9 protein-coding genes are annotated in these 13,142 nt (G+C 62.3%); 3 read left to right on the forward strand and 6 right to left on the reverse strand.

Going from position 1 to position 13,142, the window contains the following annotated elements; all coding sequences use genetic code 11:
• Entirely contained in the window at positions 1-822 is an 822-nt protein-coding gene (trhO, locus tag GGR38_RS11185) for an oxygen-dependent tRNA uridine(34) hydroxylase TrhO (protein WP_183625529.1), read from the reverse strand.
• A 100-nt stretch (positions 823-922) separates the two neighbouring features.
• Here trhO and GGR38_RS11190 point away from each other — a divergent pair, with 100 nt between their 5' ends.
• On the forward strand, positions 923-2,791 hold the full coding sequence (locus GGR38_RS11190) for an ABC-F family ATP-binding cassette domain-containing protein (protein WP_183625531.1): 1,869 nt from the start codon (positions 923-925) through the stop codon (positions 2,789-2,791).
• Positions 2,792-2,923: 132 nt separating this feature from the next.
• On the opposite strand, the gene GGR38_RS11195 is transcribed toward GGR38_RS11190, so the two are convergent.
• The 3 genes from GGR38_RS11195 to GGR38_RS11205 all read right to left on the reverse strand — a co-directional run bounded on the left by GGR38_RS11195 (position 2,924) and on the right by GGR38_RS11205 (position 5,574).
• Positions 2,924-3,307, reverse strand: a complete 384-nt coding sequence (locus GGR38_RS11195) for a hypothetical protein (RefSeq protein ID WP_183625533.1) — start codon at positions 3,305-3,307, stop codon at positions 2,924-2,926.
• Positions 3,308-3,541: 234 nt separating this feature from the next.
• Complete coding sequence (locus GGR38_RS11200) at positions 3,542-4,000, reverse strand: c-type cytochrome (protein ID WP_183625535.1); 459 nt, start codon at positions 3,998-4,000, stop codon at positions 3,542-3,544.
• Between the two features lie 5 nt (positions 4,001-4,005).
• Positions 4,006-5,574 (reverse strand): flavin monoamine oxidase family protein, encoded by a 1,569-nt coding sequence (locus GGR38_RS11205; protein ID WP_183625537.1) that lies wholly within the window; start codon positions 5,572-5,574, stop codon positions 4,006-4,008.
• A 540-nt stretch (positions 5,575-6,114) separates the two neighbouring features.
• On the opposite strand from GGR38_RS11205, the gene GGR38_RS11210 reads away from it, so the two are divergent.
• Positions 6,115-8,652 (forward strand): TonB-dependent receptor plug domain-containing protein, encoded by a 2,538-nt coding sequence (locus GGR38_RS11210; RefSeq protein WP_183625539.1) that lies wholly within the window; start codon positions 6,115-6,117, stop codon positions 8,650-8,652.
• Between the two features lie 160 nt (positions 8,653-8,812).
• Positions 8,813-10,762 (forward strand): tetratricopeptide repeat-containing sulfotransferase family protein, encoded by a 1,950-nt coding sequence (locus GGR38_RS11215; RefSeq protein ID WP_183625541.1) that lies wholly within the window; start codon positions 8,813-8,815, stop codon positions 10,760-10,762.
• A gap of 233 nt (positions 10,763-10,995) precedes the next feature.
• Here the strand turns inward: GGR38_RS11215 and GGR38_RS11220 are convergent, their stop codons facing one another.
• Positions 10,996-12,060, reverse strand: coding sequence for a ribonucleotide-diphosphate reductase subunit beta (locus GGR38_RS11220; protein ID WP_183625543.1), 1,065 nt, complete (start codon positions 12,058-12,060; stop codon positions 10,996-10,998).
• Between the two features lie 464 nt (positions 12,061-12,524).
• Positions 12,525-12,914: a PepSY-associated TM helix domain-containing protein gene (locus GGR38_RS11225; RefSeq protein ID WP_183625545.1), complete on the reverse strand. Its 390-nt coding sequence runs from the start codon at positions 12,912-12,914 to the stop codon at positions 12,525-12,527.
• Positions 12,915-13,142 lie beyond the last annotated feature (228 nt).

A 13,142-nucleotide genomic window follows, 5' to 3' on the forward strand; every position in this document is an offset into this window, starting at 1 on the left:
TTAGGCGCAGGCTGGGCAGGCTTCCCCGGCAACATAGAGCGGCGAGGCCTGCTCCGCCTCGCCCACCGGCGCGCCGCAGGCCGCGCAGGACACATGGCTGCCCAGCGCAAGGCCATGGCCCAGCGTCACGCGCTCATCAAAGACGAAGCATTCGCCTTCCCACAGGCTTTGTTCCGCAGGCACCTTTTCGAGGTAATTGAGGATGCCGCCCTTGAGGTGATAGACCTGCTCCACCCCTTCGGATTTGAGGAAAGCGGTTGATTTTTCGCAGCGGATGCCGCCGGTGCAGAACATGGCGACCTTGGGCTGCTTACCCTCCCCCAGCAAAGCCTCACGCTGGCCACGAAACCAATCGGGAAATTCGCGGAAAGAGCGCGTGTTGGGGTCGATGGCGCGCTGGAATGTTCCGGCCACCACCTCATAATGGTTGCGCGTGTCGATCACGATGGTCTCAGGGTCGGCAATCAGTGCGTTCCAGTCCTTCGGCTCGACATAGGTGCCGACAATCGAGAGCGGATCGACGCCGGGCACGCCCATGGTGACGATCTCGCGCTTCATGCGCACCTTCATTCGGCCAAAGGGCATGGCGGCGGCGGTGGAATATTTGACATCCAGTCCGGCGCAGCTCGGCAAAGCGCGGATATGATCGAGCACGGCGGCGATCCCCTCGGCGCTGCCCGCGATGGTGCCGTTGATCCCCTCGCCCGCCAGCAGCAGCGTGCCCTTGATCCCCTGATCTTTGCAAAGGGCCAGCAAGGGCTCGCGCAGGGATGCAGGTTCGGCAAAGGGGGTGAAGTGATAAAGCGCGGCAACGGTGATCATGGCGCGGCCCCATAGCGCGAAAGCGCGCATGACGCAAAATCGCGATTTGGCGCATCACGCAAGACTGGCCCTCGCGCGCCTTGCCTGCTAGGCGGCGCGGATGCTGAACATTTCCGATGTCACCGTGCGCCTTGGCGGCCGCACCATTCTTGACCGCGCCAGCGCCAACCTGCCCACCGGGGCACGGGTGGGACTTGTCGGGCGCAATGGCGCGGGCAAGTCGACGCTGGTGAAGGCCATCATCGGCGAGATCGAACCCGACGAGGGCAGCATCGACATGCCCCGCCGCTCACGCCTCGGCTATATCGCACAGGAAGCGCCCGCCGGGACCGCGACCCCCTTCGAAACCGTGCTGGCCGCCGACACCGAACGCGCCGCGCTGCTGGAGGAAGCCGAAACATCGACCGATCCCCACCGTTTGGGCGATGTGCATGACCGGCTGATCGCGATCGATGCCTATACCGGACCGGCGCGCGCGGCGCGCATCCTGCTGGGTCTGGGCTTTACCGAGGAAATGCAGGCGCAGCCCCTCGATTCCTATTCGGGCGGGTGGAAGATGCGCGTGGCGCTGGCCTCGCTGCTGTTTTCACAGCCCGACGTGCTGCTGCTCGACGAACCCTCGAACCACCTTGATCTTGAAGCGACGCTGTGGCTGGAGAACTTCCTGCGCGCCTATCCCGGCACGTTGCTGATCATCAGCCATGAGCGCGATCTGCTCAACAATGTGGTCGATACGATCCTGCATCTTCAGGGCGGCAAGCTGACGATTTACGCGGGCGGATACGATTCGTTTGAGCGCCAGCGCGCCGAACGCGCCGCGCAAGCCGCCGCCGCCAAGGCCGCGCAGGACGCCCAGCGCGCCAAGCTGGAAGATTACGTCCGCCGCAATTCGGCCCGCGCCAGCACCGCCAAACAGGCCCAGTCGCGCGCCAAGATGCTGGCCCGGATGCAGCCGGTGCTGGGGATGATCGAGGATCCGTCGCTCTCGTTCAACTTCCCCGATCCGGCAGAACTGCGCCCGCCGCTCATCACGCTGGACCGCGCGGCGGTGGGCTATGGCGACACGCCGATCCTGAAGCGGCTGAACCTGCGCATCGACCCGGATGACCGCATCGCCCTGCTGGGCCGCAACGGCAACGGCAAGACCACGCTGGCGCGCCTGCTGGCCGGGCAGCTCCCCGCGATGGAGGGCGAGATGGTCACGGCGGGCAAGCTCAACATCGGCTATTTCACCCAGTATCAGGTGGAAGAACTGGCGGGCGGCGACACACCTCTGGTGCATATGGCCCGCGCGATGCAGGGCAAGGCCGAGAGCGCAGTGCGCGCCCAGCTTGGCCGCTTCGGCTTTTCCGGTCCCAAGGCGACCACCTCCGTCAGCCAGCTTTCAGGCGGCGAGCGCGCGCGTCTGGCCCTCGCGCTGGTGACGCGCGATGCGCCGCATCTGCTCATCCTCGACGAACCGACCAACCACCTTGATGTCGATGCGCGCGAGGCCTTGGTGCAGGCGCTCAATGCCTATCAGGGCGCCGTCATCCTGATCAGCCACGACCGCCACATGGTCGAAATGACCGCCGACCGCCTCGTGCTGGTCGATGGCGGGGCCGCCGAGCCTTACGATGGCAGCATCGAGGATTACATCGACTTCATCCTCGGCCGAAACCAGCCCAAGGCGGCGCCCGTCGAAGGCAACGGTAAGCCCGCGCCCTCGGCCGCCGTCAAGGCCAACAACCTTGCCTGGGCCGAGGTCAAGGAATTGCAGAAAAAGATCGCCAAGGCCGAAAAGGATCTGGCCAAATTGCAGGTCAAAATCGCCGAGGTGGATGTCGCCCTGTCCGATCCCGCCAAGGCCGCGCACGCGCTCAAGGGCATCAACATCGGCAAGTTGGGCCAAATGCGCGAAGCGCTGGAGGCCGAAGCCGAAGCCGCAGAGGCGCATTGGATGACGTTGGTGGAAAAGCTGGAGGGGTGATTGGGTTGGAGGCGTTAAAGATGCCTCCGGCGGGCAAAGGGCGAAGGCCCTTTGCAATCCCGTTAATGGGCGGTGGCTGGCTTACGGCATAGTGGATGCGGAAATGAAGTGAAAGCCTGCGGCGCGGCGGGGTCAATTCTTATTTGCGGCGCAAGTTTCCGGTTTGCGCGTGATACGTTCTACATCACGGCAGCGCAATATTTCAACGCCGAGGAATTTTTTGCTTTCCCGGACGCAATCCCTGCGAGCTTCCGCCTTGGACAGAGGACAATCTATACTCTTTTCAGACCCCCAATATTTATAACTTACAAATGCGTTACCCGAGAAATAACTGCAAATCTGGCCACGATCAGCCCAGTCATTACGCGTACCATCCGCGCAAATCTGCGAACCCCGGTGAAATCGAATCGTTTCGCCTTGATGGATGAGCACTCCCGCGTCAGCAAAAAACAACCCTGCAGCAGCACCCACTAGCAAGCATATAAAAATCAGAATGCCCTTGCCCCAGCTTTTCACGGTCTGCTCCTAAATCCCTTCTTCCCGCAAAGCGGAAAAAAGCAACAGACCATAGCCCAAAAAATCCCGTCAACCATTTACACAACAAAGACAGTATCGGGATTGCAAAGGGCCCCCGCCCTTTGCCCGCCGGAGGCATAAAACCCCCAAACAAAACAGGGCGAGGAAAGCCGCAACCTCCCCCGCCCCGCCTCGCACTTCATACCGGGCGAAGCGTAAGCCCCGCGCCTTAACTCACCGCGTCGCCTTGGCGTCCGCAGCGGTTACCTTGTCCTTGTACTTGTTGCCGAAATTGGTGCGGACATAGTTGACCACATCGGCCACCTGCTGGTCGGTCATCATCTTGCCGACGGGGGGCATGCCGTTCTTGCCGTGGAGGACGATGTAGAGCGGGTAGCCGGCCGTGGCGAGGTTCTTGTTCGCGGCCAGCGCGGGATACATGCCCGCCGCCTTGGCGCCCTTGGCATCGGGCATGTGGCAACCGGCGCAGACGCGCTTGTACATGGCCTCGCCGGTGGGCTCGTTGAATTTGAACAGGCTGGTGAAGGCGCCATCGGCATCGCCAACGGTCTTTTCGCCGGGCTTGGCGATCAGCGTGGTGGGCGTTGCATCCCCGCGCTGGGCATGGGCAGGAGCCGAAAGCCCAAGGGCGCCAAGGCTAAGGGCGACGAGAGGAAAGAGGATCTTCTTCATGGATTTCACCCTGCCACAACACGTTGATGCAGACGCCCGATAGCGTCGAGCGAGGAGGTCAGCGCGCCTTCCTGCCATGCCGGAATGAACGAGGCATGCTCGCCCGCCAGCAGGATGCGGCCATCGATCTGGCACAGGTTGTCGTAATGCTCCTTGCGCGCCTCGGGGCTCCAGTTGCCGAAACAGCCCTGCGTCCACGGCACCCGGTGCCAGCCCACGGCCACGCCGTTGAGGAACTCGTCCTTGTACTGCGGGTGGATTTTCGATCCCCATTCCACCGCGCGGGCCACACGCTCGGCGGGCGGCAACGAGGTGAATTCATAGGCATAGGCGCCAAAGGTGTAGCCGCCCAGCAGGGTGGCCGGACCCGTCGAACCATAGCGCGACGAGGGATACGAGATCTGGGTAATCGGCAGATCGGTATAGGAAATGCCGCCGAAGATATGGTCGTCCTGCTCCCAGAAGCGGCGCTTGAATTCAAGGCCCACCTTGAAGCCAGCCTCATAGGGCACGGCGCGGATGGCATTGGCCATCTTGTCGCCCACATTCATGTCGATCTGCGAAAGGACCGAAAGCGGGATGGTGCAGAGGCAATAGTCGGCGCTGGCCGTGCCGCGCTGGCCGGTCTTGGTGTCCTCGAACGTGGCGGTCACGCCCTTGGCGTCCTGCTTGATAGAGACGACCTTGCTGTTGAAGCGCACGAACTGACCAACATGCTTTTCAAAGCCCTTGGCCACATTGTCCATGCCGCCCACCGGCTGGAAGATCGAGCTTTGGCGCTCAATGCCAAAGCCCGCCGACAGGCCGGTCCACAGATGCGATTGCAGGACGGTCGAAAACTTCATCGGCTCGGAAGGCTCGGGATAGGCCGAAAGGCCGCCGCCCGGATTCTTGGCCCAGCCGCGACGATCCGAGCTTTCCGGCCCCTTCACATAGCGCAGATCCTTGTCCAGCGAGCCCCAGTCGCGCAGCGCTTCGAGCAGGATCTCGGCGTCTTCCTTGGTCACTTCGTCCGACAGCGCCTGCTTGTTGACCGCCTTGGCCAGCAATTCGCTGGTGTGGCCCATGAAATCGGCCTGAATCTCGCGATAGCGGATCGGCTTGCCGCCAAAGGCCTGCGTGTTGTGCAGCAGGGCATTGGTGTTGACCTGCATGAACGGTTCAAGCGCAACGCCCAGTTCGTTGCAGTAAGAGATCATGCCCTTGTGGTCATAGGGCAGGCGCCACGGGCCGGGGTTGATGTAATTGCCCGGCGCGAAACCAACATTCTGCGTCGCGCCGCCCAGTTCGGTAAAGCTGTCGCCGCCGCGCAGCGTCCACGAACGGCCGCCCACGCGATTATTATATTCCAGCACCTGCACCTTGTAGCCCGCGCGGCTCAGCTCCAGCGCCGCCACCAGCCCAGCCACGCCCGCGCCCAGAATAAGCACCGAGGCGCCCTTGACGTCGCCTTCCAGCTTGGGCTTACCCTTGAACGTGGTCGCATGGGCCTGATTGAGGCTGGACATGGCCATATACATGGCCGAAGCGCCCGCGGTCTTGCCAATCATGGACAGCAGGTCGCGCTTGGTCATCTTTGGAAGGAGCCCATTCGCGGCTGAATTGTCGGTCATTCTCAGGTTCCTGTTCGCATGTGCAACGAGGGGGGCAACATAAGGGGGCAACAAAGGCGGCTCTGCGACCTCTTCTGTCATACCATAGGGATTGTCAGGCTCTCAGGACAATTGAGGATTCCTAACAAAGCTTGGGGGCTGGATTGGGAAATCGGCGCAAATTTCGCATTTGTTGATACGCCAATGTGCTTATTCCGCATGACCCTGCCCAAAAGAACCGCAAGGCCGATTTTCGGCAGAATGGGCGGGATGCCGCATTTTATGACCGATCAATGCCCCCTTTCCGGCATAAAATGCCGCAGCGCGGCATCCGCATGACATAAAGCAATAAAAGCGACATAAAACCCCGGTCTATACGCCGAAGCCAGTATATGCCCGCCTGCTCCCCAAGGCGTAGCCATTCCTCATCGGGACCCCGCCCCCGGTTTCACAGCCCCCGTGAATCCGGTCGCGACCATGCCCCGACCCAGGGATCAAGGTTTAACCATGAGGGAAATTTGCATGAAGAAACTGCTGTTCACCACCACGGCGCTTGCCCTCTTCGCGCCGATGGCGGCACAGGCGGCCGATCAGACCGAGCCTTCGAGCGAGATTATCGTCACCGGCACGCGCCAGACCGGCATGAAGGCCGCCGACAGCGCCGCCCCGATCCAGCTCATCGGCACGCAGGCATTCCAAAGCGTGGGCCAGCAGGATCTGACGCAGGTTCTGGCCCAGACGCTGCCCTCGCTGAACTTCCAGGGCTTTGGTGGCGATACGGCCAACCTGACGCTTTCGGCCGCGCTGCGCGGCATCAACCCCAATGACACGCTGGTGCTGATCAACGGCAAGCGCCGCCACACCACCGCCAACCTGGCCGTGCTGGGCGGCAGCCCCTATTCGGGCAGCGCCACCACCGACCTCTCCTTTGTGCCCACCAACGCCATCGGCCGCATCGAAGTGCTGCAGGACGGCGCGGCGGCCCAGTATGGTTCGGACGCGATTGCGGGCGTGGTCAACATCATGCTGAAAAGCGCCGACCACGGCGGCAGCTTCACCGCGACCGGCGGCAGCAATTATGAAAACGGCGGCAAGACGGCGGCCACCGCGCTCAACCTCGGTTTTAAGCTGGGCGACAAGGGCTTCGTCAATGTCACCGGCGAGTATAAGTTCCACGACTATACCTCGCATGGCAATTATGACCGCCGCTTCTTCTATTCGGACGGCTCGCTCAAGACCTCGATCCTGAACTCGACCCAGATCAACGGCCTCAAGAGCTTTGCCGGTTATCCCAACGTCAATAACATCAATGGCGATGCGCGCTATTCGATTTACAACCTGTCGTTCAACGCAGGCTATGACGTGGGCTCGGACGCGCAGGTCTATGCCTTCGGCACCTATGGCAACCGCAACGCCAAGGCCTATGAAAACTATCGTTCGCCCGACCGCGTTTCGGGCACGACCAGCACCGGCACGACCGTCTATCCGCTCTCCTCGGGCTTCCAGCCGCAGGAAAACATCCGCGAAGAAGATTTCTCGCTGACCACCGGGATCAAGGGCAAGGCCGCGCAGTGGAATTATGACCTCTCGCTGACCTATGGCAAGGATGCGGTGGCGCTCTATACCATCAATTCGGCCAACCCCACGCTGTACTCCATGGCCCAGTCGGCCAGCGCGACGGCCCTGACCGGCCTCCAGCGCAATTTCTATGACGGCCAGCTTTCGAACAGCGAATGGGTCGGCAATATCGACATCAGCCGCGATTTCGATCTGGGCATGTCCAAGCCGCTGACGCTGGCTTTCGGCGGTGAATATCGCCAGGGCAATTACTCGATCAGCCAGGGCGAATATGCCTCCTACATCTATGGCGGCGCCCAGTCCTATCCGGGCTTTGCCCCCACCGATGCCGGTTCCTATGGCCGCACCTCCTATGCCGGCTATGTCGATGTGGCGGCGGATCCCATCGAACATCTGCATGTCGATGTGGCGGGCCGCTATGAACATTATTCCGACTTCGGCTCGACCGTGGCGGGCAAGTTCAACGCCCGTTATGACTTCAGCGAAAAGCTGGGCATTCGCGGCACCGTGTCGAACGGTTTCCGCGCCCCCACGCTGGCCGAAGCCTATTATTCGTCGGTCAACGTCGGCCCCGGCTCGACCTTTGGCCAGCTGCCCCCCAACTCGGCGGCTGCCCAAACGCTGGGCTTTGCCAAGCTGAAGGCGGAAAAGTCGACCAACTTCTCGGTCGGTTTCGTCGCCCACCCGCTGCCCAAGCTGCAGATCACGGTTGATGCCTATCAGATCAAGATCCGCGACCGTATCGTTCCCTCGGGCGATATCTTCGGCACGCTGGGCACCACCGTTGTGTCGCAGGCCGTGGTCGACGCGCTGACCTCGCGCGGTGTGTCGCTGGCCGATGCCTCGTCCTATGCCGGTATCGACATCTTCACCAACGGCGTCGACACCCGCACCCGCGGCGTCGAAGCCACCGCCAGCTACAGCAGCGATTTCGGCGAAATGGGCAAGGTCGACTGGTCGCTGGGCGCCAACTATAACAAGACCGAGATCACCAAGGTCAACCCCCTGCCCGCCGCGGTTTACAACGCCGCCGCCGGCCAGACCGACCTGCTGACCCAGACCGCCAAGGATGCGCTGACCACGGCCACGCCGCGCGTCAAGCTGATCGCGGGCGCGCTGTGGAACATCGGCAAGTTCTCGGTCAACCTGCGCGAAACGCTGTATGGCACGACCAGCCAGCATATCAGCACCGATGGCACCGGCAATTGCGCCGGGGGCGACACCAACACCTGCCGTCTGATGAAGATCGGCACGACCTTCATCACCGACCTCAACGTGGGCTATAAGTTCACCCCCAAGATCCGCTTCGACCTTGGCGCGAACAACCTGTTCGACAAGCAGGCGCCCACCATGCCCACCATCAACAAGGGCACGACCAGCGAACGTCCGCTGGCCAACAATGTGTACAATGCCCCGCTTTCCTTCACGCCTTGGGGCATCAACGGCGGCTATTACTATGCCCGCGTGACCGTAAACTTCTGATCTAGCCTGACACCTGCGGCCCGGCCTGCCGTCCCCTATGGGGCCGCGCAGGCCGGGCTTTTATTTGCCTGAAATTGGGCCTGCCGCTCCCTTTAACGGAGCATGCAGGCCGGGCTTTTTCTTTGCCCATTGCGGCCCTTTGGCCCTATGCGGATGATGTATGAGCGATCCTTTTGCCCAAGCCGCAGCGGCGCTGGCCGATGCCCCCACCCGTGCGGAAAAGCTGGCGCGCGCGCTGGCCGCCCGTGCGCCGCAAGACCCCCGCCCGCGCCTCATTCTGGCCTCTGCGCTGCGGCGACAGGGGCGCTGCGTCGAAGCGCTGGGCCTGCTGGCACCCTTAGCCCAAGCCTTTCCCCGCGCGGCGCGCACGCGCTATGAACTGGGCCTGTGCCTGCGCGCGACCGGGCGGGCGGGCGACGGGCTGGCGCAGCTTGAGGCGGCGGTCCAGCTTGACCCTGCGCTGGGCGAAGCATGGCAGGCGCTGGCCGATGCGGCTTTCGCCACGGGCGACGGCGCGCGCGAGATGCGGGCCAAGGCGGCATTGGCGCGTCTGTCGGCGGATCATCCCGATGTGGGCCGGGCGGCCGAAATGGTCGCGCTTGGCCGCTTTGATCAGGCCGAGGCGATCCTGCGCGCCTTCCTGCTGGCCCAACCCAACCATGCCGAGGCCTCGCGCCTGCTGGCCGCCTGCTATGTGGCAGTGCGGGCGTTTGACAATGCCGAAACTTTGCTGCGCCATGCGTTGGCGCTTGATCCGGGCTTTACGCTGGCGCGCTTCGATCTGGCCCGCGCGCTGTTTGTCCGGCAAGAGGCCGAGGCGGCGATGCGCGAACTGGCGCCCTTGCTGGCCGCTGACCCTGCCAATCCGGCCTATCGCAACCTTCAGGCCGGCTGCCTTGCGCTGCTGGGCGATGAGGCAGGGGCAGAGGCTTTGCATGCCGGTTTGGCGCGCGAATTTCCCGGCAATCCGCGCGTGGCGATCAACCATGGCCACGCGCTGCGTACCAAGGGCGAGCGCGACGCCGCCATTGCCGCCTATCGCCGCGCGGCCTCGCTGACGCCGCATGTGGGCGAGGCGTGGTGGTCGCTGGCCAATCTGAAGGTCGCGGCGTTGAGCGAGGGCGATCTGGCGGCGATGCGCGGATTGCTGGCGCGGGGCGATCTGGCCGAGGTGGACCGGCTGCATCTGGAATTTGCCGTGGGCCGCGCCGCCGAGGATGCGGGCCGGGCGGGCGATGCCTTTGCCCATTATGCGCGGGGCAATGCGCTGGTGCGCCGCCATTTCGCCATGGTGGCCGAGGATTATCAGGCGCAGGCGGCACAGGTTTCGGCGCTGTTTACGCCCGAGTTTTTTACCGCCCGCAAAGGCTGGGGCGCCGACAGCGATGCGCCGATCTTCGTCGTCGGCCTGCCGCGCTCCGGCTCCACGCTGGTCGAACAGATTCTGGCCAGCCACCCGGATATCGAGGGCACAATGGAGCTGCCCTATATAGGGGCGCTGGCGGCGCGGATTGCGGCGGGCGGGGATGATGCGCTGGCCACGGCGGATGCGGCGCAGGTGCGCGCATGGGGTCAAGAATATCTGGACCGGGCGGCGGTGCATCGAAGGCTGGGGCGGGCGCGTTTTATCGACAAGATGCCGAACAATTTCCGGCATATCGGCCTGATTCGGCTGATCCTGCCCCATGCGCGGATCGTCGATGTGCGCCGCGCGCCGATGGCCGCGTGCTTTTCGGGATATAAGCAACTCTTTGCCGAGGGGCAGGAGTTTTCCTATGATCTGACGGAATTGGGGCGGTACTATCGCCACTATCTCGCGCTGGTCCGCCACTTTGCGGAAACCGCTCCGGGGGCCGTCCACACGCTGGTCTATGAGGATCTGGTCGAGGATACCGAGGGGCAGGTGCGCCGCTTGCTGGACGCGGTAGGGGTTGGCTTCGATCCGGCCTGTCTGCGGTTTTTCGAGAATGATCGCGCGGTGCGGACCGTTTCCAGCGAGCAGGTGCGGCAGCCGATCTATCGCTCCGGGCTGGATCACTGGCGCGCGTTTGAGGCGGATCTTGGGGCTTTGAAGGAAGCCTTGGGGGATGCGTTGGAGGAGTGGAGGTAAGAGTTTGCCTCCGGCGGGCAAAGGGCGGGGGCCCTTTGCAATCCCATTATGGGGTGGCGTTTGGTTTGCGGCGGAGGCGCTATGCTTGAATATTGAAAGCCTGCGGCGCTTTTGAACAGCACCGCAGGCTTTCAAATTTCTACGTTGCGTCTGACACTTAAGGTCAGACCTGCGCGCAACGCAGACAGTACCTCGTATATTAAAAATCGCGCAGCGAATAAGCGACCAAACGCTTACTCCGCCGCGATCCCCGCCGCCTTGAACATATCCTCGGTCCCCGCACCCTCGTCGAAGATCAGCGCGGCAGGGTCGATGGCCTTGGCCTTGCGGCGCGAATCGAAGCTGGTCCACACGGTGTTCCAGTCGCCGCGCGTCGCGCCCTTGGAATATTCGGTGGCGCGGGTTTCGAAGAAATTGGCGTGTTCGACGCCGTTGAGCAGCGGCTGGAGCCAGGGCAGCGGGTGGTCCTCGATCATATAGATCGGCTGGAAGCCCAGCTGGCCCAGACGCCAGTCGGCGATATAGCGGATGTAGCGCTTGATATCCTTGGCGCTCATGCCCGGCACGGGGCCTTGTTCGAAGGCGAGGTCAATGAAGGCGTCTTCGAGGCGCACCGTCTTCTGGCAGCAGTCGATGATGTCTTCCTTGACCGCCTTGGTCAGGCAGCCGCGTTCCTGCACGAAGGTGTGGAACAGCTTGATGATGCCTTCGCAGTGAAGCGATTCGTCGCGGATCGACCAGGTGACGATCTGGCCCATGCCCTTCATCTTGTTAAAGCGGGGGAAGTTCATCAGCATGGCGAAGGAGGCGAAGAGCTGGAGCCCTTCGGTAAAGCCGCCGAACATGGCCAGCGTGCGGGCGATATCCTCGTCCGAATCGACGCCGAACGTGGCCATGTAATCGTGCTTGGCCTTCATTTCCTCATATTCGAGGAACATGCCATATTCGGTTTCGGGCATGCCGATCGTGTCGAGCAGATGCGAATAGGCCGCGATATGAATCGTTTCCATGTTCGAAAACGCCGCCAGCATCATCTTGATTTCGGTCGGCTTGAACACGCGGCCATATTTTTCGTGATAGCAATCCTGCACTTCCACGTCGGCCTGCGTGAAAAAGCGGAAGATCTGGGTGAGCAGGTTGCGCTCATGCTCGGAAATCTTCTGCGCCCAGTCGCGGCAATCCTCGCCCAGCGGCACTTCTTCAGGCAGCCAGTGGACCTGCTGTTGACGCTTCCAGAAGTCGTAAGCCCACGGATATTCGAAGGGTTTGTAGGTCTTACTGGCTTCGAGAAGGGACATGCGACTACTCCAGAATCGGCGGTTTTCAAGGCCCGCGACGGGCGGGAGCGCCGATAGAAGCGCGATCCGGCCCATCAACAGATAGATGGTATTGCGAGCAGGCAACCACAAGGTCTTGTGGATATGCGTTACATCGACTGCGCGCGCTTCATAACAGTTTCAGCGCCGGGATGCATCGGCCCTGGATGCTTTCCCACAGATTCGGCGGAGGATTTTTTTGCGGGAGAAGAAGGCGGAGAAAATGCGAGGGACTCGTCTCTCGCGCTCCCGTTACTGTCTGCGCCGCGCCACGGGTTCGGCCAATGGGTGTCGGACGCGACGCAGAAACAGGAAAGCCTGCGGCGCCGGTAAAAAGCGCCGCAGGCTTTCAATTCATCGCCCAATCCGCATCATCGCAAACCAGGCGCGCCCCCCTTATCGGGATTGCAAAGGGCCCCCGCCCTTTGCCCGCCGGAGGCAAAACCTTATTTCCAGAACCAACGCGGCGACAGCCCGCGCCCCTTACGAAAGCCCCACATCTGAACATAGAGCCAGATGCCCGAGATCGAGAAGAACAGCAGCGCAAAGCCGGTGAGCGTCGAGATCACCACGCCGACCGGGCCAAACGTCTCGCCCGAATGCAGATGGTGAAGCAGGCCGACAAGGCTCTGGCCACCCTTTTGCTTGGGCCGGCACATCACATCCTCGGGGCAGACGAAATCGGGCTGGAGCTTGGAAATCGAGGCCGGAGCGCCCTGCTCCTGCTGCGGCTTGGCCTGAGTCAACGGCACGATCTGGCTGAGCACGCCGGTAACGGCCATCCACAACATGAAAACGCCGAAAAACAGGCTGAGCCAGCGGTGCCACTTACGCATGAAATTCCCTTCCTAGAATCGGGCCTTGAACAAGCGCGGTCCCGTTGCGCACCAAGGTTACGCGCTGATAAAAAGCAGGCAATGCGACATATTGGCAAGCCGCGAAGGGTGAGAAAATGTCGCAAGGCGTGTCAGGGGCAGGAAGCAAGGGATAGATGCGAGGGTCTAGACCCTCGCGCTCCCGTTACTGTCTGCGTTGCGCGACGGGTTAGGCCTATGGGTGTCGGA

This window comes from Novosphingobium sediminicola (assembly GCF_014196525.1).
Lineage (GTDB): Bacteria > Pseudomonadota > Alphaproteobacteria > Sphingomonadales > Sphingomonadaceae > Novosphingobium > Novosphingobium sediminicola.